Source organism: Streptomyces sp. NPDC056503 (assembly GCF_042794995.1).
Classification (GTDB): Bacteria; Actinomycetota; Actinomycetes; order Streptomycetales; family Streptomycetaceae; genus Streptomyces.
Map to the genome: position 1 here is coordinate 1 of NZ_JBHTST010000117.1, position 18,543 is coordinate 18,543.

Consider the following 18,543-nt stretch of genomic DNA (forward strand, 5'->3'; position numbering starts at 1 on the left):
CACGATCCACGGCCGGGAGCTCCTCTTCGCCACGAAGAGACCAACGAGCAACCAAGCCGACAGTCACATGATCAACAGCTTCTGTTAGGACCTCTTACTCACGACGTCTTCATCAGACTCCCCGTAGCGCAGCACGACGTGAGCCGGCCGAAGCGGAAGCGCACGCAAGCCCGGCGCCATCACCCGGCACAAAGCATCCGCATCGGACACATAGGCAAAAATGAAAACCTCTCCCCCACCGGACTCGCCTCCGACTGGCTTTGCTGACGTCAGAGACTCGATCTGAGCGGGCGGGCCGCCAGCCTCAGCGTGCGGGGCGCCTCTTCGGGGGGACCGGGCCCGGGATCACATCCTTGCCAAGGTGCTCCTTGATCAAGTACTTCAGTTCCGGCCCTTCGATGAGCTGGAGCCGCCCATGTTGGCGGGCAAAGTCGTGGCTGGCCCTGCCGAACCACGATGTGGTAATCAGGACTCCCTTGGCAGCACGCTTGTGCTCAACCACTCCGGCCAGCGCCTGGACGGACTCCACACCCACGAGCTTGCTGTAGCGCTTCGCCTGAATGATGCATTCACCGTTGAAGACGGGATCCTTGCTGACAGCCACCGCGTCAACGCCCTCGTCTTTGGACGCCTGGGTGTTCCACGCCTCCATGCCAATCGCCTCGAACAGTTGGCGAATCAGGTGCTCGAACTCGGTGGGCGTCAGCTTCACCAACACGGGCCGGCTGTCCAGACCTGCGACTACGTCCATGCTGTCCATAAGCCGGTACTTCGACAGGTCAAACTCGATGATGGGGCGGATCGGTTCGAGATCGTAAGGGTTGGGAGACACCAAAGCGTTGAGTCCCCTGAGGCACTGCGCTGGATCAACCTGGCTGAGACGGAGCTTCCCGAACTGCTCCCTGCTGACGCTGAGCGTCACCAGACAGGGTGAGACCTCCTGACCGGTGGCACGGTCGATGGTTCTCACATGGCCATTCAGAATCACCCCATTGACGACCCGGTCCGGATCGCTCGTCAGGACCTCGTGGACGGTCCTCAGCGCGACTTGGGCCAGGACGGAGGCGTAGATCTCCTTGCGCTCCTTCTCCGGACGAGGCAACACGGTCGTCTCGTCACGGTTCTTCACGTACCGGTAACCCCGCGCGGTGGGAACGATCGCCTCAGGCGGCAAGTGGATCTCGACGAGTACGTCACCTGTGGCAGGTCGAAAGGCGATCCGATGCTCGTGGGGGAAGCCCAATGGATACTCCGACGCATCCAGCACATCCCCTAGATGAGCCTCGACAGCCGCTGGCTCCCCGGCCCTGTACGCCTCGCGCTCTTCGTCCAACTTCGCGTTGAACGCCGTCACCTCGCCAAGGGCCTGTGCTTCGGCCTGACGATGCTCGGCGCGCTTCCGCTCCAGCGTAGCCAGGCGCATCTCCTCGGATCGCCTATGGCGCTCTTGTGCTTCGCCGAACCGCGCTCGCGCCTCGGCAACCGCGGCTTCATAGCGCTTCCTGCCAAGACCCAGGACAGCTGCCAGACCGCCAGGCTCCGGTGGCGCGAACTCCTCCCAACGCGGCGAAGGCTCCGGACGAGACCACGGACGCTCGTCAAACTTCTTGGGCGTGTAAGTCCTCCGCCGACGCTCGAAGGTCGTAGGCGGATCACCAACCAACGCGCCACGGAGCAACTGCCCTAGCTGCTCGACCTCGTGCTCGACCCCGATGGTGCGCAGCTGCGCCTGCTCGGCCTGGTGCTGCTGATACGCGGCCTTCCGCTCGCGCTCCTGCCGCTTGCCGGCCGTCTCGGCGGCCTTGCGTTCCCGCTCCGCTTGTCGGGCCCGTTGCTCCTGCGCACGTCTTAACGCTTGCTGCTGCCGCTGATAGTCGTTGCCTCGGCCGCTGCCCCGTTGCGCCACCTTCTATCCCTCCCTGGCCTTACTCCGCCACACGGCTGCATTCCCCTCCCACGTCACAGAATCACGCAGGGCAGGGACGTCACCTTAGATCGGCGCGAACAATCATGGCGTGCTCCGGAGGCGTCCCCAGCAAGCCGAAGAGTGCGCCCCGCATGACAGCACCCTCCCACCACGCACTGACAGTCGGCCTCTGCCGGGCATCCGAATCTGCGCCGCCCGATCCCCACCCGTTTCGCCAGCTCGTGCGGACCACAGTTCGCAAGGGACCGCCCCAGCTCGCGGGTATCGCGGAGAGCCGTTCAGGGCTTCCCTCATCCACCGTCGTTGATGTCAGATTGGGATGCCACCTGTCGCCGGTCCGCGAACAGCCGCCGATAGTCCGAAGCATCCCCGACCGGGGGATAGTCCCTGCCGAACACCACATAGACGGGGTGCTCGGGATGCCCGACCTCCATGCTCAGGGAGATGTCCACGTCATGGTTGGCGAACCGGTGCAGGTACTGGGTGAAGAGCTTCAGCTCCTCGTCCGACAGTGGCTCGTCGAGCCGCTCGTTGTGCATGCCGCTCCCGCCAACTGCTCTGCTGATCGACCGGGGCGGACGATACCCGAGCCGTAGGCGCCATACTCGTCGCGTGCGCATACATGGACATGCTCAGGTGGCTCTTCGGTGCGGTGTCTGGGTCGGTGCGATGCTCACCGCGCCCCTGCTGCTGGTGGCCGGCGGTCCGGCGTACGAGCGCCTGATGCGGCACCTGTGCCGCGACGAGGGTCCGGGTCTCCTGTCGAAGGAAGAAGGCTGGGTGCACCCGGGGTACTGGATCGTGACCAACGGTCTGGTCCGAGCCCTGACCTGGCCGACCCGACGTGATGGGCTGCTGCTGAGGACGCGCCTGTTGCGTGAGCCCTCTACCGGTTGATCGGGATTTCGTAAACGATCTCGCACAAGGCAGTCGGGACGACGATGTCCGCCGTCTCTACCGGCCTCCCTTCGACGCTGTAGTAGGTCCGCCGGATGTGGGTGACGAGCGCGGCCTTCTGGATCCCGAGGAGCGAGGCTTCCTCGGCGGTGGCCTGCCGCGGCTCGGGCTGCTCGACGGCATGGCTGACGGTGACGCCGATCTCGGCCATCCGGTTCACGACGCCAGCCCCGGCATGCGGGCCGCCCTCAGGCAGAACGACGAGGGTCCCGCCGGTGAGGTCGTACGGCTCCCAGCTCGTCGACAACTGCACGGGCCGCCCGTCGGCGAGGAACTCGTACACGGTCCGGACGCACAGCTCGCCCTCACCGATCCCGAGCCGCGCAGCGATCTCCGCCGGCGCGGGCACCTTCGCATCGGTCCGGCTCTCCCAGCCGCCATTCCGCCCGACAGCCTTCATGTCCGCCCGGAACGGCGACCCGTCCGGCTGCTCGCGCGCCGCGGACCGCACCATCCGCACCCGCTGCCGGGGCTCGGCCACATAGGTCCCGGACCCGGCCCGCCCCTCCAGCACGCCCTGGGAGATCAACAGCTCCTGGGCCCGGCGAACGACGTTCTCGCCCACCCCGCACTCCTGGCCGATCTGGGCCCGTGAGGGCAGCCGGTCTCCAGGACTCCACTCGTGCTCCGCGATCCGCCGCCGCAGTTCGTCGGCGATACGGAGGTATGGCGGCTGCTCAGGCATATGGAAAATCTAGTCCACTAGCTCTAATCTAGTTAACTAGCTTCACTTAAAGTGATCACCGGTAACGGAGGCTGCCCTGTGCCTGCTCCCGAAGTAAGCGCGGAGGCCCTCGCCGCCCGGTTGTCCGCCCTCGGACTCACCACACGCGTACTGGCCCACGCCAGACACACGTCGATCGAAGCGGAGGTACCGGAAACCCTCCCGGCAGAGACATGGCGGGAGGTCCTGGAAGTCCTGGCACAGGCAGACCGCTTCGGTCTCCTCGCCACCAGCCTGGGCGGCCGAACCCTCTGGGCCGCCGTGAACAAGCGGTCCCCGCGACACGCGACGTCCGGGGACCCGGCCATCAGCGATGGGAGCTGATCAGCATGCGCAACCGTATCCGCCGCACACTCCACCCGACCAGACCGCGGCAGGCCCGAACCGCCCATCCCTGCAAGCCCTTACGCCGCACCACCTCACCGGGGCCGACCATCGCCCACGGCGCCAGCACGCCCCGCGTCAGTCGGTACGCCCCCACCGCCGAGCGCACCCACCTCACCCAGGCGGAGACGGCCTGATGCCTCACACGAACCTCGCCCCGTACCGCTCGTCGCGGTGCCAGATCGGCACCCACGACGAGTGCGCCCACTCCTCCCCGGAAACGGCCCCGGTCGACATCCCGGTGATCTACGAGGCATGCGCCTGCCCCTGCCACACGCCGGCGACCACCCCGCCCCGCCAGGAGGTAACGGGATGAAACCCTGGACCCCGACCGGCGCTGTGGTTGCCCCCATCGAGATCAGCTCGATCAACGTCCAGCGAGGCGACGTCATCCAGATCGGCGGCCAGCCCTGCCGAGTGGCCGACCTCCGCCAACTCCCCCTCGGTGCCAAACGCCTCCTCTTCGAAACGGGCGAGCAACTGACCATGCACCCCCGCACCCGTCTGGTCGCCCTCCGAGTCCAGAAAAGGTGGTGACCTCGACCGTGCCGACCCTCCGCGACACCATCGCCGAAGACCTCCGCACCCAGATCACCACCGGTCACCTCGAGCCCGGAGACCGTCTCCCCTCGGAACCCAAGCTGGCCACCCATTACAAGGTCAGCACCCCAACCATCCGCCAGGCCCTCGGTCTCCTCCAGGCCGAAGGACTCATCGAGAAGACCCATGGCAAGGGCAACTTCGTCCGTGCTCCGCTCCGCCGTATCACCTACATGGGCGGCGCCGGCATACCGTTCGCCGCCGACCTCCAGACCACCATCCGCACGACCAACATCCGGGCCCGCGGCCACATCAGAACCCTCTTGAAGGTCCCGTCCAACACCCCCCTGACGGAGTTCCACTGCACGGCCTACGAGGGCGAGACCCCTCGAAGCGTGGCCCGAATCTACGTCCCCCGCGACCTCGTACCGGCCGCACAACTCGCCTCGCCCTCCTGGCCCGACGGTCGAGATGAGGGAGGTACGGAGACCCAGGAGACGGTCACCGCCCGCCTCCCCACTCCGGAAGAGGCAGCCTCCCTCCGCATCAGTCCCACGCGGACAGTCCTCACCATCACGCGCATCGCCCTCAACTCCGTCGGCCGCGTGATCGAGGCCGCACTCCTGGCCCTCCCCAGCGATACCGCAGACGCGTTCTTCACCACCCACCAGACACTCAAAGGAGGGGAGACGGACAGATGACCTCCCGCGACGAATTGCGCCTCCTCCCATGGTCCGGCCCTGACGGTAAGCCGTGCTTCTTAAGCACCGACGACGACAGCAGCCACCTGTCTCGCCTGGCCGACACCGTCGAAACGACCTACCTCGACCACGCCGCCGACGTCCTGCACCACGCCATCGCGCTGCTCGTCCTCCCGGAGCCCGACCCGGTGGAACTTCGTGCGGCGTCAGCAGATCTCACGGAAGCCTTGGGTCAGGTGCTACGCGTTGCAGAGAGCCGCGGCCGGCGCCTCCCATAGGTGGGGATCCTCGCCTGCTCCAACTGGGCCATCCCTAGTCGAAAGCACCGCAAGGCGTACAGCTCTACACGTAAGAGTACGAAGCCCCCAGCATTCCTGCCGGGGGCTTCTGACACACGGCTCCGGAGGGCTCGTGCATCCGCTGCGTATTTGCAGGTCATGAACGTAGGAGCGGGGTTGCGTACCTCGCTGGTCTGCAAGTCGGCCACGCCTCTTTCGCCCTGCCCCGCGGCTGGCGACATCTGTGCGCCAGCCGGCCGTCTGGAGGCGCGCTGTTCGTCAGGCTTAGGCTGCAACTCCTAGCAACAAAGCCGAGCCACGCGGCTCGGGTTCTTTACTCGGGATTAGAGATCGGATCCTTTCCGAAAAATGCACGGAATTTCTCCGGAGTGTCAATCTCCTTAATGCAGCGTTCCACATAAGCTTTCGTGAATACATAGTTATCGTGAGCTGCATTATAGAGGCAATACCGAGTGTCAGTTCGCTCCTTACTAGGATCACTCGTCGCCGGACGAACGCCATGCTTCTGCCACATCTTAGTGAAGTGGTGCTGCTGAAACACATAAGGAAGTCGCGAAGCAACTTCTGTGCACGCCTTAGCGGGGGAAAGGGCATCCTTCAAGTAGATGTCCCGCTGCTTTTCCGTGATAATCACGGAACCTGTCCGGCTTCGGCTCTTCAAATCTTGGCGCTCTTCATCACTCAGGCTTTCTGCCTTTAGGAATGTCACCGCCAAGTCAGCTTCACTTTTAGGCCCCTTAAGCGGGGTTAGAAGCACCCGGTACTCATAGCGTTCACTCCCCTTCACCGAGTCGGTTAGATCAGCCTCAAAGCGAGTGATGTACGTTTTTACCTTCGCTGGGAGCTTCCTCCTGATCTCTAGCTGCTCTTCAACTCCTTGCGGAGTGAGAGATTGCACAAAAACAGGAAAGCGGAGCTCGCTGGACAGGCTGTGATCGTCACCGAATCTAGCTGTCAACTCGGCTTCATAGTTGATTACCAGGGCATGCGCACGGGCACCCGTGGCCACGATCAGAGATTTCTGGAACCTATGCTCAACTTTGTTTCGAATGCCAACAAAGAACTCGATATTCTTTCGGACTGGGTCGTTTTCCGCATACGCCTCCTCGGCGCAGCGCAGCAACTCCCAGGTTTTTACGTCTCCATCCTTAGTCTTGAGCGGTCGACCGCTCTTATCCTTATAGTTAAAGTCAACGCCATTCTTTTCGAAATACGCATGGAGGAGGTTCTGCCAGGCTAGATGCATATGTACGACAAAGTCCAGATAACTTCCCTTATCGCCTGGCCTGTTATAAAAGTCGATCGCGCTACACGCCTGCCTACGTGACTCTTGCAGTGTGTGCCACCACCGGGGGCGAGGAGGCATGGGCCCCTCCGATCATGCGTGCCTGTACGTGGCGCGATCGTACGGCCTCACCTGCCCCACGGCACGCTAATTCGACTCAAGCGGCCGGCGGATCGCCGTCGTTCATGGTCCTGCTTGGCTCTGGTGCAGCCTGCCCCCCAGGAGAGCTCTTGGCGGCGCGCAGCTAGCCCCCGGCTGTAGGAGCGACAGCCCCACAGGGGCCGTGGCTGATGGCCAGGGCACTCAGACGGAGGGAAGATCGCAAGATCACCTGACCTCGGGCATAGTCACCGCTACCGTGACAGTGACTGGGGAGGGGAGCATGGCACGGGTTCGACCAAGCCTCCGCATTGAGCGAGCTGGTGTTAACGCGGTGCGGTCTCTGCTTGAAGATCATGGACACATCGTCCAAGAAATTGATGGAGGAAACGATCACGGCGAGGATCTACATGTCTTGCTAACGCGAGACGGGCGACGGACAGGACACGTTCTTGCCATTCAGGTAAAAGCTGGCAAAAAATATAAGCGAGCCAAGGGGTACACAGTTCCTGTCGGAGATCATTCAGACGACTGGAGAGAGAGCAGAATCCCCGTTGTCGGTATCGTATTCGACATCGACACGAAAGAACTCTACTGGGTGAACCTGACTGCGGAACTTAGGCGTACCGATAATCCCGTCAAGCGTGTCCACATCCCTCGAACCGCCCTCCTGAACGCAGATACCATACCGTCATTTGCGGAGCAGCTGGAGAGTTATATTGATTCGACTGGAATGAGACTCAGGGATTTCACCCTCGAAGAAGCATTCGCCGCTGTCGTGCGAGCCCTGGATGGCATCGACCCCAACAGGGCACCCAACCCTCTATTTGAGGGGTTGGCCGACATTATTGTGCGCCACGAGATGCGGGTAAAGCGCTTTGGGCGACTCGCACTCCAAGTCTGCCCATTGCTCCTCCTTGCGGGTCTGCTGATTATTGAGTGGCCGTATCAGGTGCGCTTCGTAAGCGAGTACATGGACTTGAACCCTGTGCTCACCACGGGAAGTCTTTATTGTTTCATCCTTTGGCTCTCACTTACGGTCCTGTTTGAGCTGCGGGCGGGACGACGCCCCAAAGAGACGGGAAATTGGCTGATCAGCGTCTGTACCCTCTTTCTGTGGATCCCTGCAATGGATGACGGGGATGCACCGGAGTGGATGGGTAAGTCATTAGTTATTGCCAATGTGTTAATTTCCCACTTCGGCCTTCTCACGCTACTTACTTTCTACGTCAAGCAGGCGGTGATCAGGAAGAGGCGTCATGTCATCGATTCTTCCGAGGGGACCATGGAGTAGGCGATCCGTCCACGATCAACCTGGACTCTCATCCCGTCTGCCGTCGACCCACACACCGTGGAGCAGGCGCGGTGCCGGGCGTCCAGGTGGAGCGCCCAACTGGACGAACGACCTGGACGCCCGGTGCCGTGTCTGCTCGGCTCTGCCTGGGTCGACGGCAGACGGGATGGGAGTCCCCCACCGACACAACCCACCGGCCGGCACCCGCCCACGGACCCCCTCCATCCCGGAGCCTGAGCGCCCCCGCCGGAGGCATCGTCTTGAGCCGCACTCGCGTACGGCCTCGGCAGCGTCGTGGTTCGTCGCCCATCAACCCGAGCCGTCAGGCGTGCGGCCGGCGGCCGGGCTGGAGCGGGGCGTAGACAGGAGCGCAGGCCCGGGCGACGGGCCGCGCGCACCGCGCCGTGCGCGGTGGGTGCCTTGATGAAGTAGGGAAACTCTTACCGCACTGGCCTCAGAGGGCGATCGGCCTGTAGGCCATGGCTCGGTCGACGACCTTCTCCGGGGTCGGGTTGGGGTCGGAACTCCAGAAGACGTAGTCGCTGATGTGGGGGCAGGCCAGGCCCTGTTGCAGCGTGGTCAGGATCTCGGAGGACTGCTCCTCGGGTGTCTCCGGGTTCATCAGGCGCTCGACCAAGAGGATCGCTTCTTCGCGGGGCATTCGCCGCGGTGGCTGCGTGGTCACTGCTGGGTGATCAGGTGGCGGCCGTCGTGGCTGCGGACGTGGGGGCCTTTGTCGTCCAGGGCGTCGAGGAGACGGATCGCGTAGACCTCGGTCATGCGGGCGGTGATCTCTTCCGGGGTGAGCCACTCGACCGCGGTCGACTCGGCGGAGGTTCGTTCCTCCCCGCCGGCGGGCTTGCAGCGGAAGACCAGGGCTACGACACCTCGGGTGGTGTTCTTGTAGACGCCGGTCAGCTCCTCCACCTCTACCCGGATGCCCGTCTCCTCCCAGACCTCGCGGGTCACGCCGGCTTCGGGGGACTCCGTGAGTTCGAGGACGCCGCCCGGGAGTTCCCAGGTGCCGTTGTCGGCTCGGCGGATCGCCAGGAGGCGGCCGTCTTCGCGTACGACTGCGCCCGCGACGGACACGGAGTGCAGTGGCGTTGACGTCGTCTTCTGGGCGCTGTTACTCATGTACAGGAGCATAGGAGAGTGAAGAGGACTATGGGTACGACTGCAGGGGGTGGCAGGGCGGTACCGCGGTACGTCCAGATCGCCGACGAGATCGTGGAGCAGATCCGGGCCGGCGTTCTCAAGCCTGGTGATCTGGTGCCGAGCGAGTCCGAGCTGGTCGAGCGGTACGGCGTCGCCGGCGGGACCATCCGGAAGGCCATGGTCGAGGTGCGGGCCAGTGGGCTCGTGGAGACGCGGCACGGGAAGGGGTCGATCGTGAAGGACCGGCCGCCTGTGCGGCTGCGGTCGTCGGATCGGTTCCGGGCTTCCCATCGGCGGGGCGGGAAGGCTGCTTATCTGGCCGAGTCGGCCCAGTCCGGGGCCACCGCCAAGGTGAGCGTGCTGTTCATCGGGCCCATGGAGGCTTCCGAGGAGATCGCTGGGCGGCTGGGGGTCGAGCCTGGTGCTCAGGTGCTGGCTCGGCGGCGGTTGTACTTCCGGAACGGGACGCCCGTCGAGACGGCTTCGTCGTACCTGCCGTGGGACGTCGTGAAGGACATCCCCGAGCTGTTCTCCGAGAACCCCGGGCCCGGGGGGATCTACGCCCGGCTGGAGGGCGACGGGCACGTCTTCGAGGAGTTCGTGGAGACGCTCCAGGCTCGGCCGGCGTCGAAGGCCGAGGCGTCCGAGCTGGCGTTGAGCCCTGGTGCTCCTGTCGTTCACCTGCTGCGGAACGCCGTCACCAAGACCGGGCGGGTGGTCGAGGTCTGCGACACCCTCATGGCCGCTGACCAGTTCGTCTTCGAGTACCGGATCCCCGCCACCGACTGACGCGCGGTCAACTCCTCCCAGCCCGCTTGGACTTCTTCGTCCGGGCGGGTTGACTCATGTATAGGAGTGACGCACTCTTCTTCATGTCACTCATGTACATGAGTGGAGGAGTTCAGGACTTCTAGAGGAGTGATCTTCGTGCGTCAGATTCCCGTCGACACCTCCGCCGCCGCCGTGATGGTGGCCCAGCCCCCGCAGCCCAAGGTGAAGGACCGCCGTACCGGCGAGCGCGCCATGGACGCCGAGACCGGGGCCGCGCTGTCGACCGTGGACGTCATGTTCGCAGCCAACGGCGAGGTGGAGATCCTGAGCGTGACCGTCCCGGAGACCGGTGTCTCCGCCGACCTGACCATGGGGACTCCCGTGGCGATCACGGGGCTCGTCGCCCGGCCCTGGGAGAGCGAGTTCAACGGGCAGCGGCGGCACGGCATCGCCTTCCGGGCCGTTGCCGTCACCTCGCTCGCCGCCGGCGCCTCGATGCCGAAGGCCGCCTGATCATGCGGTGGTTGATCGCCGCTGTGGTGCTGGTCGCCGTCCTCGCGGGTCTCCTGCGGTGGCGGCGGCCCGCCTGGTACTGGCTCTCCTTCGGCGTCACGTTCGCCATCTGCCGGGTCCTCGGCCGGTACCGGGTGGTCATGGATGCCTGCGGGCTCACCGTTCCGCCGCCGCGCTGGCGTCTCGCCATCGCCCGGATGGCGAACCGGCCCGTCCCCGAACCGCGGGCGCCGCGCATCCTGCGGCTCCGGCCCACCCGTACCGGGCTCGTCTTACGGCTGGGGCTCCGGCCCGGACAGGACGCCTTCGACGTGGCGGCCTCGTGCGACCGGCTCCGGCACTCGTTCGGGATGTTCGGGGTCACCTCTCGGGAGATCCGCTCCGGTGTGGTCGAACTCAGGATGACCGGTTACGACGTGCTCCGGCGGGTTCAGATGCCGGCGCGGGCCGAACGCTCGACCATGCGAGTGCCGGTCGCCCTCCGTGAGGACGGAGACGTCCATTACCGCGACTACCGGACCACCCCGCACGCCCTGACCATCGGCGCCACCAAGTCGGGGAAGTCGGTGTACCAGCGGAATCTGGTGGCCGAACTCGCCGCCCAGGAAGTCGCCTTGGTGGGGATCGACTGCAAGCAGGGGGTGGAGCTGTTCCCTCTAGCCCGGCGGTTCTCCGCGCTGGCCGACAACCCCGATACCGCCGCCGACCTGCTCGATGCCCTCATCTCGCACATGGAGGACGTCTACCAACTCATCCGTGCCGAACAGCGCATCACCGCCGACACCCCGGACGCCGACATCGCCGCCGACATCTGGGACCTCCCCGACCACCTCCGCCCCGTTCCCATCGTCCTCCTCGTGGACGAGGTCGCCGAACTCGCACTCTTCGCCACGAAGGACGAGGAGAAGCGGCGCGACCGGATCATCACCGCCCTCGCCCGCCTCGCCCAGCTCGGCCGCGCCGCCGGCATCTACCTGGAGATCTGCGGGCAGCGCTTCGGCTCCGAACTCGGCAAGGGCATCACCATGCTCCGCGCCCAGCTCAGCGTCCGTACCGCCCACCGCGTCAACGACGAGACCAGCGCCAACATGGCCTTCGGCGACATCGCGCCGGACGCCGTCCTCGCCACCGTCCAGATCCCCGTCTCCGCTCCCGGCCTCGCCATCACCGGCGACGCGTCGGGCGGCTGGTCCCGGATCCGGACTCCCCACACCTCGCTCCGTGCCGCGGTGGACGCCTGCAACAAGCACGCCCACCTGACCCCGGACCTGCCCGCGCTCGACGCGTTCCGGCCGGTCCTCGCCTCGCCCGCCGTGCCCGTGGCCATTCCGGCCCCGGTGGCCCCGGCTACTCCCTGAGGCTCCCCGCTCCCCTGGCCAGCGCGGCCCTTCGCGCCACGTCCCTACCCCCGCCATGCCCGAAACGCCCACCAAGGAGGTGCCGTCATGACCAGCAAGCTCCGCGTCGACGCCGTGCTGGTCCAAGCCCTGATCGCAGGTGCGCTGTCCTTCGCCCACCTGCACGACCTGGCCGCCGCTGCCGGGCAGACCGGATGGAAGGCGTGGGCCTACCCCGTCTCCGTCGACCTCCTCCTGGTCGCCGCCTGGCGCCGACTCCGCGCGGACGGCTCGTCCCGGCTCGCCTGGTGCTGGTTCCTGGTCTCGCTCTTCGCCTCGCTCGGTGCCAACGTCGCCACCGCCGGCTTCCTCGACCTCGCCGACCCGCCCGCCTGGCTGCGCTTCGGCGTCGCCGGATGGCCCGCAGTCGCCTTCCTCGGGGGAACGCTGCTCGCCCACTCCGCGCCTGCCCCGACCGTCGAGCCGGAAATCGCAGAGCCGGCGTACGTACCCGAGCCGGAGGACAGCGGGGACGCCGGACCCGTGACTCAGCCGGACACCGAGCCGGTAGACGTGCCCGCCCTTCCCACCCCTGCGCCCGAGCCCGCTCCCGCCGTCCCGGCCGCGCTCGTCGAGCACGCCCGCAAGGTCGCCGCCGACCACCACACCCGTACCGGCTCCCCCATCGACACCGACACCCTCCGCGCCCGTCTCGGCGTCCCCGCCCCCATGGCCGACGCCATCGCCGCCCAACTCGCCTGAGGAGCAGACAAGCCATGCGTGACTCGACCCGACGCGCCTTGGAGCGCGCCGCTGAACTCACCCGGAACAACCGTCTGGTGGACGCCATGGCGCTGGCCGAACCGGTGATCCTCGCCGCCGACGAGTACGAGTCGGCCGAGATTCGCCAGTGGCTGGTGAAGCACGCCGACGACTTCACCCGGGAGATCTGAGCGATGTCCGCCCGCGACCACTTCCACTCCCTGATGCGCATCGGCCCCGTGCAGATCGGCACCCACCGCGACCGCCACGGACGCACCAAATACGCGGCCGTCTGCACCGCCGACCGCTGCGGCTGGTCCGCTGACTACTCCAGCTCCTCGGCCGCCCAGCTCGCCGCCCGCACCCACCGCTGCCGCCCCACCGACTGAACGGAGACCGCCCGTGGACGTCCCGCTCTGGTTCACCCTCCTCGTCGTCGGCGCCCTCGGCATCAAGCTGATCCGCCCGCCCTGGTGGCTCGTCGCCGTGCTCCTCCTTGGCGGCTTCCTCCTCGCCGACAGCCTCCTGGCCCCCGTCATCGACGCCGCCGTCTCCGAGTGACCCGACCCGTACGGATCCGCACCGCCCGGAAAGGAGAACCACCCATGCTCCGCCCCAAGATCCCCACCATGCCGACCCCGGTCGGCGTCACCGCGCCGCCCGCCGTCGTCCAGCCGACCGCCGTGGAGCCCGCCCCGCAGATCATGACCTCGGCCGCGGCTCCGGTCGTCCCGACCGCCCGGCCCACCGTCCAGATCACGCCCGGCAGCGTCCTCGCCGTCGTCGGCGCCGGCACCGCCGTGGTCCTGGTCGTCGGCACGGTCCTGGTCTCGATGCTGCTCGCGACCGCCGTCACCGCCGCCTCGGTCGCCGTCTGCGCCGTCGTCGTCCGCTCGCTGCTCACGTCCCCGAACAAGCACCGCCGCTGACCGGCCCCCGGGCGGCCTCGATACCGCCAAGCATCCGCCGCCCGGGAGCCGTACCCCTCGCCGATCTCTCGACCGGAAGGAAGACCCATCATGGCCCAGCCCAACGCCGCGACCGCGGCGGGCCTGGACCCGGCCACCCTCCAAGACGTCCTCCGCGTGGCCGCGAACCCCAACTTCGACCGCTGGAAGGACCAAGTGCACCGCTCCGGCGGTTGCTCCGACCCCGTCCACCTCACCGGCTGGTCCCTCGCCAAGGACCGGACGTCCGGCGAGACCCTCCGCCGGTACTCGACGGAGACCGAGCCCGGCGGGCGCCTCCGCGTCGCCTGCGGCAACCGCCGGGCCTCCCGCTGCCCCTCCTGCGCCCACACCTACGCCGGGGACACGTACCACCTGATCCGCGCCGGCCTCGCCGGTGACGAGACCAAGGACATCCCCCCGACCGTCCGCGACCACCCCCGCGTGTTCGCGACGCTCACCGCCCCGTCCTTCGGCCCCGTCCACAACCGACCCGACCGGGGCACCTGCCGCTGCGGCATCCAGCACCGGGACGACGACCCCGCCCTGGGCACAGCCCTCGACCCCGACTCGTACGACTACGCCGGCGCCGTCCTCTTCAACAACCACGCCGGACAGCTCTGGCAGCGCTTCACCAATCGCCTCCGCCGCGAACTGGCCGCCCGCGCCGGGCTCACGCAGCGCGCCATGAAGGACGTCCTGCGGGTCTCGTACGGGAAGGTCGCCGAGTTCCAGAAGCGCGGCGCCATCCACTTCCACGCCGTCATCAGGCTCGACGGACCGGACGGGCCCGGCAGCGCCCCGCCCTCCTGGGCCACCGTGCGGCTGCTGGACGACGCGATCAGGGCCGCCGCCGTCCACACGTACACCACCATCACCGTCCCGGCCTCCGGGGACCAGCCGCGCCGGCGGTTCCAGTGGGGGCGACAGCTCGACATCCGCCCGGTCAAGGCGTTCGGGGACGGCTCCGACATCACCGAACAGGCCGTGGCCGCGTATGTCGCCAAGTACGCCACCAAGGCCGCCGAGACAACTGGCAGCCTCGACCGCCGGATCGGCAACCGGGAGGTACTCGACCTCCTCGACGTCCCCGACCACCCCCGCCGCCTCATCGAAGCGTGCCTGGACTTGGCCCCGCTCTACCCGAACCGGAAGCTCACCGCCTGGGCCCACATGCTCGGCTTCCGTGGCCACTTCTCCACCAAGTCGCGCCACTACTCGACCACCCTCGGCGCCCTCCGCCAGATCCGCGCCGACTACCGCGCCGCCCAGGAGGGCCACGCCGACCCGGACACCGTGCTCGTCCTCGCCTCCTGGCAGTACGCGGGGCACGGCCACTCCCCCGGCGAGGCCGCCCTCGCCGCCACCATCGCCCGGGACATCCACCTCAATCGCGAAACCGCCCGCGCCGCCCTACGCGACCAACTCGCCCTGGAAGGAGCAAGCGCATGACCGACCGACTGCTGACCGTGGGCCAGGCTGCCGAACTCCTCGGCACCACCGAGAGGTTCCCGCGCCGGCTCATCGCCGAGCGCCGCATCGTCTTCGTGAAGGTGGGGCGGCATGTCCGCATTCCTGAGCGAGCCTTGGAGGAATTCGTCGCCGCCCACACCGTCCAGCCGATCACCGCCCATCGCCGATTCGCGGCGGTGGCCTGATGGCGAACAGTAAGGGCAAGCGCCGCCGCTTCGGTGCCGTGCGCAAGCTTCCGTCAGGACGGTTCCAGGCCCGCTACCAGGGGCCGGACGGGCTGACGCGATCGGCTCCCGAGACGTTCGCCTCGCAGACCGATGCCGATCGGTGGCTCGTCCGCAAGGAAGCGGAGATCATCGACGGCAAGTGGAAGAACCCGGACGACAAGGTTCTCTTCGGGGTGTACGCCGACGCCTGGTTCAAGGAACGCGACTACGCGGCGACCACCCGCGAGCGCAACGGCAGCGCGCTGCGGCTCCACATCCTGCCGACCTTCGCGGACGTGTTCCTGAGTGAGGTCACCACACCCCAGATCCGCCGCTGGCGTGCCGGCCTCCTGGAGTCGGGTGTCGGTGAGCCGACGGTGGCCAAGGCGTACCAGATCCTCCGCGCCATCATGAACACCGCGGTCGACGATGAGCTGATCCAGCGCAATCCCTGCCGTATAAAGGGTGCCGGGGCGGCCAAGACGGCCGAGCGGCCGTTCCTCGACGTCACCGAGGTCTTCCAGCTCGCCGACGCCGTGCCGGCGCGGTTCCGGGTGCTCATCCTGCTGGCGGCCTTCACCGGCCTGCGCTTCGGGGAGCTCGCCGCGCTCCAGCGCCATGACGTTGACCTCGACCAGCGAACCGTCGCCGTGCGGCGTTCTCTGGCCGAGACCCGTACCGACGGCATCCTGGTCAAGACGCCCAAGAGCGCGGCCGGTGTACGGACCGTCGCCTTCCCGGCCTCGCTGGCGGAGAGCCTGGCCACTCATCTCGCCGTCTATGCCGAGCCGGGTCGGACAGGGCTGGTGTTCACCGGAGCCCGCGGCGGGCAACTGCGCCGGAACAACTTCCGCCGGCTGTGGCTGCGGGCCCTGAAGGACACCGGCCTCCGCGACGTCCATTTCCACGATCTGCGCCATACCGGGAACACCCTCGCCGCCACCGGGGGCGCCACGACGCGGGAGCTGATGCAGCGGATGGGGCACTCGTCGGTGCGAGCCGCGCTGATCTATCAGCACCTGGTGAACGGGCGTGACCACGCCATCGCCGCCCACGTCGACGAGCAGATCAAGAAGGTCCGGCCGGACGGGCCCGGCGACGCATCTGGCACGTAACTGGCACGACGCCCCTCCCCCGCCTCCCCGGCCTCCCCGGCCCGAGGAACGAACAAGGCCCAGGCTCCCGGTTCAGTACCGGTGACCTGGGCCTTCGTCGTGCTACCTGCTGGTGGGCGCGGACGGTTTCGAACCGCCGACATCTGCTTTGTAAGAGCAGCGCTCTACCCCTGAGCTACGCACCCGTGGGAGAGCAACAGCCTACACGGAGGGGGTGGGCGGATCGCAAACGTGTAGTGGGGGGAGCGGGGGGCGTGAACTGATCGGGCCGTGTGTTCGTCCGTAGGGGGTGGGAGAATGGTCGTTCGGACGGCCGGGCACTTCGGACAGAGCACGGGAGAGGGACGTGGCGGCGAGCGACGCGAGGGGTGGGGCGGCGTCCAGGGGTGGCGGGGGGACCCGGCGGTGGTTCGGGGGGCGTGGGGAGAGCCAGCGGGCGGAGGCGCAGGCGGCGAAGGACGACGCGGCCGCAGCGTTCTACGAGCTGGACACGGCGCAGCGGGGGCTGCGGATCACCATCGAGACCATCAGTGCCGTGGACGGGTCGCCCGAGGCCCAGCGGGCCGTCGAGGGGTTCGCGGCGTTGGGGCGGCGGATCGACGAGGTGTCGCACGCGTACATCTCCGCCGTCGACGCCCATGATCTGGACCGGGAGGAGATCGACGCCGGGACGGCTCAGCGGGCCCGGTCGGAGCTCACCCGGGCCAAGGAGGAGCTGGAGCGAGTCAAGGCGGAGCTCGACCGGTTCGAGGGTGGGCTGGCGCCGTTGCTCGACCGGGCCGAGACGCAGTTGGCGCGGCTCGCGCCCGCCGTGGAGCGGGCGCGGCAGGCGCTGCGCGGGGCGAGTGACGCGCTCGACGCCGTGCGGGAGAAGGGACTGCGCGCCGACGACCTGGCGGCGCGGCTCGCCGCGCTGGGGCCCGAGTTGACGCGGTTGAACGAGGGGGCCGGGCGGCACGGGGTCGGCGAGACGCTGCAGCGGGCGGACCGGGTGGTGCGGGACGCGGAGGCGGTGCGGGTCGAGGCCGAGCGCTTGCCGGAGCGGGCCGCGGAGATCGACAAGCGGCTGGTGTCGCTGCGGACCCGGGCCGAGGCGCTGGCGACCCGGTCCGAGGCCATCGAGCCGGTGCTGTCCGAGCTGCGCCGGCGGTACTCCGCCGCCTGCTGGCAGGACCTCCAGCATGTGCCGGACCAGGCGGCCGACACCGTGCGGCAGGCGGAGGAGCGGCTCGCGGAGGCCGCCGCCGCCCGGGCCGAGCAGCGGTGGCCGGACGTGACCGCCCTGCTGTCGACGGTACGCGCGCTGCTCGACACGACCGGGGAGGCCGTCTCCGCCGCCGGGGACCGGCTGCGGCGGCTGGACGCGGTCGCCAAGGACCCGAAGGCGGAGACGGACCGGGCCCGGTTCGCGGTGCGGGACGCGCAGCGGCTCGCCATGGAGGGGCGCAGCCGGCCCGATCCGCGCCACGCCCGTCCCCTCGACGAGGCCGTGGCCCGGATCGAGCGGGCCGTGGACGGGCTGGAGGGGCGCCATCCCGACTACTGGCACTTCCTGACGGAGCTGGAGGCGGTGCGGGCGGCCGCCGGGAGTGTCGTCACCGCCATCCGGGAGGAGCGGGGGGCCGGAGCGCACTGAGCCGCGGCCGTGCGGTCCGTGGGCCGTGCGGTGTGTGGGTCGTGTGGCGCGTGAGCCGTGCGGTCCGTGGGTCGTGCGGTGTGTAGGCCACACGGCGCGTGGTCGTGCGGCGTGTGGGTCGTATGGCGTGGAGGCCCACACGGTGTGCGGGCCGTGCTCTGCCCTGGGTGCTTCTGCGGCGCTAGCCTGGCCCCATGCCTCGTTACGAATTCCGATGCCGGACCTGTGGTGACACCTTCGAGCTGAGCCGGCCCATGGCCGAGTCCTCGGCGCCCGCCTCCTGCCCCGCCGGGCACGACGACACCGTGAAGCTGCTGTCGGCGGTGGCCGTCGGCGGGTCGACGGCCGCGCCGAGGGCCCAGGCCCCCGCCGCCGGTGGTGGCGGCTGTTGCGGCGGGGGTGGCTGCGGCTGAGG

The 18,543-nt window shown here is 67.8% G+C and carries 25 protein-coding genes, 1 tRNA gene and 1 pseudogene; 20 read left to right on the plus strand and 7 right to left on the minus strand.

Translation table 11 applies throughout. The features are described 5' to 3' along the window. Window positions 1-304 precede the first annotated feature (304 nt). The gene (locus ACFQ8C_RS28155; RefSeq protein WP_383462520.1) at window positions 305-1,906 is read right to left on the minus strand and encodes a restriction endonuclease; all 1,602 of its coding nucleotides are present in this window, start codon (window positions 1,904-1,906) and stop codon (window positions 305-307) included. Window positions 1,907-2,217: 311 nt separating this feature from the next. Further along, window positions 2,218-2,466: a hypothetical protein gene (locus ACFQ8C_RS28160; RefSeq protein ID WP_383462522.1), complete on the minus strand. Its 249-nt coding sequence runs from the start codon at window positions 2,464-2,466 to the stop codon at window positions 2,218-2,220. Between the two features lie 130 nt (window positions 2,467-2,596). On the opposite strand from ACFQ8C_RS28160, the gene ACFQ8C_RS28165 reads away from it, so the two are divergent. Next, window positions 2,597-2,824, plus strand: a complete 228-nt coding sequence (locus ACFQ8C_RS28165; RefSeq protein WP_383462524.1) for a hypothetical protein — start codon at window positions 2,597-2,599, stop codon at window positions 2,822-2,824. Here the strand turns inward: ACFQ8C_RS28165 and ACFQ8C_RS28170 are convergent. Next, window positions 2,814-3,569: a GntR family transcriptional regulator gene (locus tag ACFQ8C_RS28170; RefSeq protein WP_383462526.1), complete on the minus strand. Its 756-nt coding sequence runs from the start codon at window positions 3,567-3,569 to the stop codon at window positions 2,814-2,816. The two genes, ACFQ8C_RS28165 and ACFQ8C_RS28170, sit on opposite strands and share 11 nt — an antisense overlap. 78 nt (window positions 3,570-3,647) lie before the next feature. Between ACFQ8C_RS28170 and ACFQ8C_RS28175 the strand changes: the two are divergent. The 5 genes and pseudogenes from ACFQ8C_RS28175 to ACFQ8C_RS28195 form a co-directional block, all read left to right on the plus strand. Next, window positions 3,648-3,922 (plus strand): annotated as a pseudogene (locus tag ACFQ8C_RS28175) (hypothetical protein); the annotation flags it as partial. A 206-nt stretch (window positions 3,923-4,128) separates the two neighbouring features. Beyond that, window positions 4,129-4,308, plus strand: a complete 180-nt coding sequence (locus ACFQ8C_RS28180; RefSeq protein WP_383462528.1) for a hypothetical protein — start codon at window positions 4,129-4,131, stop codon at window positions 4,306-4,308. Beyond that, window positions 4,305-4,529, plus strand: coding sequence for a hypothetical protein (locus tag ACFQ8C_RS28185; protein WP_383095977.1), 225 nt, complete (start codon window positions 4,305-4,307; stop codon window positions 4,527-4,529). Before ACFQ8C_RS28180 ends, ACFQ8C_RS28185 begins: the two co-directional genes overlap by 4 nt. Further along, window positions 4,526-5,233 carry a GntR family transcriptional regulator gene (locus ACFQ8C_RS28190; RefSeq protein WP_383462530.1) on the plus strand — a complete coding sequence of 236 codons (708 nt, stop codon included), beginning with the start codon at window positions 4,526-4,528 and terminating at the stop codon, window positions 5,231-5,233. The genes ACFQ8C_RS28185 and ACFQ8C_RS28190 overlap by 4 nt, the downstream gene beginning before the upstream one ends. Further along, window positions 5,230-5,511 (plus strand): hypothetical protein, encoded by a 282-nt coding sequence (locus tag ACFQ8C_RS28195; protein ID WP_383462532.1) that lies wholly within the window; start codon window positions 5,230-5,232, stop codon window positions 5,509-5,511. Before ACFQ8C_RS28190 ends, ACFQ8C_RS28195 begins: the two co-directional genes overlap by 4 nt. A gap of 334 nt (window positions 5,512-5,845) precedes the next feature. On the opposite strand, the gene ACFQ8C_RS28200 is transcribed toward ACFQ8C_RS28195, so the two are convergent. Further along, the gene (locus ACFQ8C_RS28200; RefSeq protein ID WP_383462534.1) at window positions 5,846-6,898 is read right to left on the minus strand and encodes a DUF3644 domain-containing protein; all 1,053 of its coding nucleotides are present in this window, start codon (window positions 6,896-6,898) and stop codon (window positions 5,846-5,848) included. A gap of 301 nt (window positions 6,899-7,199) precedes the next feature. Here ACFQ8C_RS28200 and ACFQ8C_RS28205 point away from each other — a divergent pair, with 301 nt between their 5' ends. Then, a complete protein-coding gene (locus ACFQ8C_RS28205) occupies window positions 7,200-8,210 on the plus strand; it encodes a DUF4365 domain-containing protein (protein ID WP_383462536.1) in 1,011 nt (336 codons plus the stop codon). A gap of 454 nt (window positions 8,211-8,664) precedes the next feature. On the opposite strand, the gene ACFQ8C_RS28210 is transcribed toward ACFQ8C_RS28205, so the two are convergent. Then, on the minus strand, window positions 8,665-8,847 hold the full coding sequence (locus ACFQ8C_RS28210) for an e9imm peptide (protein ID WP_383462537.1): 183 nt from the start codon (window positions 8,845-8,847) through the stop codon (window positions 8,665-8,667). A gap of 44 nt (window positions 8,848-8,891) precedes the next feature. Further along, window positions 8,892-9,359, minus strand: coding sequence for an NUDIX domain-containing protein (locus ACFQ8C_RS28215; protein ID WP_360606504.1), 468 nt, complete (start codon window positions 9,357-9,359; stop codon window positions 8,892-8,894). 18 nt (window positions 9,360-9,377) lie between these two features. Here ACFQ8C_RS28215 and ACFQ8C_RS28220 point away from each other — a divergent pair, with 18 nt between their 5' ends. The 11 genes from ACFQ8C_RS28220 to ACFQ8C_RS28270 all read left to right on the plus strand — a co-directional run bounded on the left by ACFQ8C_RS28220 (window position 9,378) and on the right by ACFQ8C_RS28270 (window position 16,492). Beyond that, complete coding sequence (locus tag ACFQ8C_RS28220; protein ID WP_383462539.1) at window positions 9,378-10,157, plus strand: GntR family transcriptional regulator; 780 nt, start codon at window positions 9,378-9,380, stop codon at window positions 10,155-10,157. Window positions 10,158-10,295: 138 nt separating this feature from the next. Further along, the gene (locus ACFQ8C_RS28225) at window positions 10,296-10,652 is read left to right on the plus strand and encodes a hypothetical protein (RefSeq protein ID WP_189953721.1); all 357 of its coding nucleotides are present in this window, start codon (window positions 10,296-10,298) and stop codon (window positions 10,650-10,652) included. Between the two features lie 2 nt (window positions 10,653-10,654). Beyond that, window positions 10,655-12,010 (plus strand): FtsK/SpoIIIE domain-containing protein, encoded by a 1,356-nt coding sequence (locus ACFQ8C_RS28230; protein ID WP_383462541.1) that lies wholly within the window; start codon window positions 10,655-10,657, stop codon window positions 12,008-12,010. An 87-nt stretch (window positions 12,011-12,097) separates the two neighbouring features. After that, window positions 12,098-12,751 (plus strand): DUF2637 domain-containing protein, encoded by a 654-nt coding sequence (locus ACFQ8C_RS28235; RefSeq protein WP_383462543.1) that lies wholly within the window; start codon window positions 12,098-12,100, stop codon window positions 12,749-12,751. Between the two features lie 14 nt (window positions 12,752-12,765). Next, window positions 12,766-12,942, plus strand: coding sequence for a hypothetical protein (locus ACFQ8C_RS28240; RefSeq protein ID WP_383462545.1), 177 nt, complete (start codon window positions 12,766-12,768; stop codon window positions 12,940-12,942). Window positions 12,943-12,945: 3 nt separating this feature from the next. After that, on the plus strand, window positions 12,946-13,140 hold the full coding sequence (locus ACFQ8C_RS28245; protein ID WP_043231506.1) for a mobile element transfer protein: 195 nt from the start codon (window positions 12,946-12,948) through the stop codon (window positions 13,138-13,140). Window positions 13,141-13,153: 13 nt separating this feature from the next. Then, the gene (locus tag ACFQ8C_RS28250) at window positions 13,154-13,312 is read left to right on the plus strand and encodes a hypothetical protein (RefSeq protein ID WP_107063396.1); all 159 of its coding nucleotides are present in this window, start codon (window positions 13,154-13,156) and stop codon (window positions 13,310-13,312) included. A gap of 44 nt (window positions 13,313-13,356) precedes the next feature. Then, window positions 13,357-13,680 (plus strand): SpdD-like protein, encoded by a 324-nt coding sequence (locus tag ACFQ8C_RS28255; protein WP_383462546.1) that lies wholly within the window; start codon window positions 13,357-13,359, stop codon window positions 13,678-13,680. A 90-nt stretch (window positions 13,681-13,770) separates the two neighbouring features. Beyond that, window positions 13,771-15,150 carry a replication initiator protein RepSA gene (gene repSA / locus ACFQ8C_RS28260; protein WP_383462548.1) on the plus strand — a complete coding sequence of 460 codons (1,380 nt, stop codon included), beginning with the start codon at window positions 13,771-13,773 and terminating at the stop codon, window positions 15,148-15,150. Next, a complete protein-coding gene (locus ACFQ8C_RS28265; RefSeq protein WP_383462550.1) occupies window positions 15,147-15,356 on the plus strand; it encodes an excisionase family DNA-binding protein in 210 nt (69 codons plus the stop codon). Before repSA ends, ACFQ8C_RS28265 begins: the two co-directional genes overlap by 4 nt. Next, a complete protein-coding gene (locus ACFQ8C_RS28270) occupies window positions 15,356-16,492 on the plus strand; it encodes a tyrosine-type recombinase/integrase (RefSeq protein WP_383462551.1) in 1,137 nt (378 codons plus the stop codon). The genes ACFQ8C_RS28265 and ACFQ8C_RS28270 overlap by 1 nt, the downstream gene beginning before the upstream one ends. Window positions 16,493-16,602: 110 nt before the next feature. Here ACFQ8C_RS28270 and ACFQ8C_RS28275 read toward each other — a convergent pair. Further along, window positions 16,603-16,677, minus strand: a tRNA-Val gene (locus tag ACFQ8C_RS28275). 161 nt (window positions 16,678-16,838) lie between these two features. Here ACFQ8C_RS28275 and ACFQ8C_RS28280 point away from each other — a divergent pair. Both ACFQ8C_RS28280 and ACFQ8C_RS28285 read left to right on the plus strand, forming a co-directional pair. Continuing rightward, window positions 16,839-18,128 (plus strand): hypothetical protein, encoded by a 1,290-nt coding sequence (locus ACFQ8C_RS28280; RefSeq protein WP_383462552.1) that lies wholly within the window; start codon window positions 16,839-16,841, stop codon window positions 18,126-18,128. Window positions 18,129-18,322: 194 nt separating this feature from the next. Beyond that, window positions 18,323-18,541, plus strand: a complete 219-nt coding sequence (locus tag ACFQ8C_RS28285) for a zinc ribbon domain-containing protein (RefSeq protein WP_383462554.1) — start codon at window positions 18,323-18,325, stop codon at window positions 18,539-18,541. The last annotated feature ends 2 nt before the right edge of the window (window positions 18,542-18,543 follow it).

Excerpts from the sequence above, each read along its gene's own strand:
- ACFQ8C_RS28220 (WP_383462539.1), top strand. The coding sequence starts at position 9,378 with ATGGGTACGACTGCAGGGGGTGGCAGGGCGGTACCGCGGTACGTCCAG.
- repSA (WP_383462548.1), top strand. The coding sequence starts at position 13,771 with ATGGCCCAGCCCAACGCCGCGACCGCGGCGGGCCTGGACCCGGCCACC.
- ACFQ8C_RS28255 (WP_383462546.1), top strand. The coding sequence starts at position 13,357 with ATGCTCCGCCCCAAGATCCCCACCATGCCGACCCCGGTCGGCGTCACC.
- ACFQ8C_RS28240 (WP_383462545.1), top strand. The coding sequence starts at position 12,766 with ATGCGTGACTCGACCCGACGCGCCTTGGAGCGCGCCGCTGAACTCACC.
- ACFQ8C_RS28185 (WP_383095977.1), top strand. The coding sequence starts at position 4,305 with ATGAAACCCTGGACCCCGACCGGCGCTGTGGTTGCCCCCATCGAGATC.
- ACFQ8C_RS28195 (WP_383462532.1), top strand. The coding sequence starts at position 5,230 with ATGACCTCCCGCGACGAATTGCGCCTCCTCCCATGGTCCGGCCCTGAC.
- ACFQ8C_RS28235 (WP_383462543.1), top strand. The coding sequence starts at position 12,098 with ATGACCAGCAAGCTCCGCGTCGACGCCGTGCTGGTCCAAGCCCTGATC.
- ACFQ8C_RS28160 (WP_383462522.1), bottom strand. The coding sequence starts at position 2,466 with ATGCACAACGAGCGGCTCGACGAGCCACTGTCGGACGAGGAGCTGAAG.
- ACFQ8C_RS28200 (WP_383462534.1), bottom strand. The coding sequence starts at position 6,898 with ATGCCTCCTCGCCCCCGGTGGTGGCACACACTGCAAGAGTCACGTAGG.
- ACFQ8C_RS28170 (WP_383462526.1), bottom strand. The coding sequence starts at position 3,569 with ATGCCTGAGCAGCCGCCATACCTCCGTATCGCCGACGAACTGCGGCGG.
- ACFQ8C_RS28205 (WP_383462536.1), top strand. The coding sequence starts at position 7,200 with ATGGCACGGGTTCGACCAAGCCTCCGCATTGAGCGAGCTGGTGTTAAC.
- ACFQ8C_RS28245 (WP_043231506.1), top strand. The coding sequence starts at position 12,946 with ATGTCCGCCCGCGACCACTTCCACTCCCTGATGCGCATCGGCCCCGTG.
- ACFQ8C_RS28230 (WP_383462541.1), top strand. The coding sequence starts at position 10,655 with ATGCGGTGGTTGATCGCCGCTGTGGTGCTGGTCGCCGTCCTCGCGGGT.
- ACFQ8C_RS28285 (WP_383462554.1), top strand. The coding sequence starts at position 18,323 with ATGCCTCGTTACGAATTCCGATGCCGGACCTGTGGTGACACCTTCGAG.
- ACFQ8C_RS28180 (WP_383462528.1), top strand. The coding sequence starts at position 4,129 with ATGCCTCACACGAACCTCGCCCCGTACCGCTCGTCGCGGTGCCAGATC.
- ACFQ8C_RS28270 (WP_383462551.1), top strand. The coding sequence starts at position 15,356 with ATGGCGAACAGTAAGGGCAAGCGCCGCCGCTTCGGTGCCGTGCGCAAG.
- ACFQ8C_RS28165 (WP_383462524.1), top strand. The coding sequence starts at position 2,597 with ATGCTCACCGCGCCCCTGCTGCTGGTGGCCGGCGGTCCGGCGTACGAG.
- ACFQ8C_RS28215 (WP_360606504.1), bottom strand. The coding sequence starts at position 9,359 with ATGCTCCTGTACATGAGTAACAGCGCCCAGAAGACGACGTCAACGCCA.
- ACFQ8C_RS28265 (WP_383462550.1), top strand. The coding sequence starts at position 15,147 with ATGACCGACCGACTGCTGACCGTGGGCCAGGCTGCCGAACTCCTCGGC.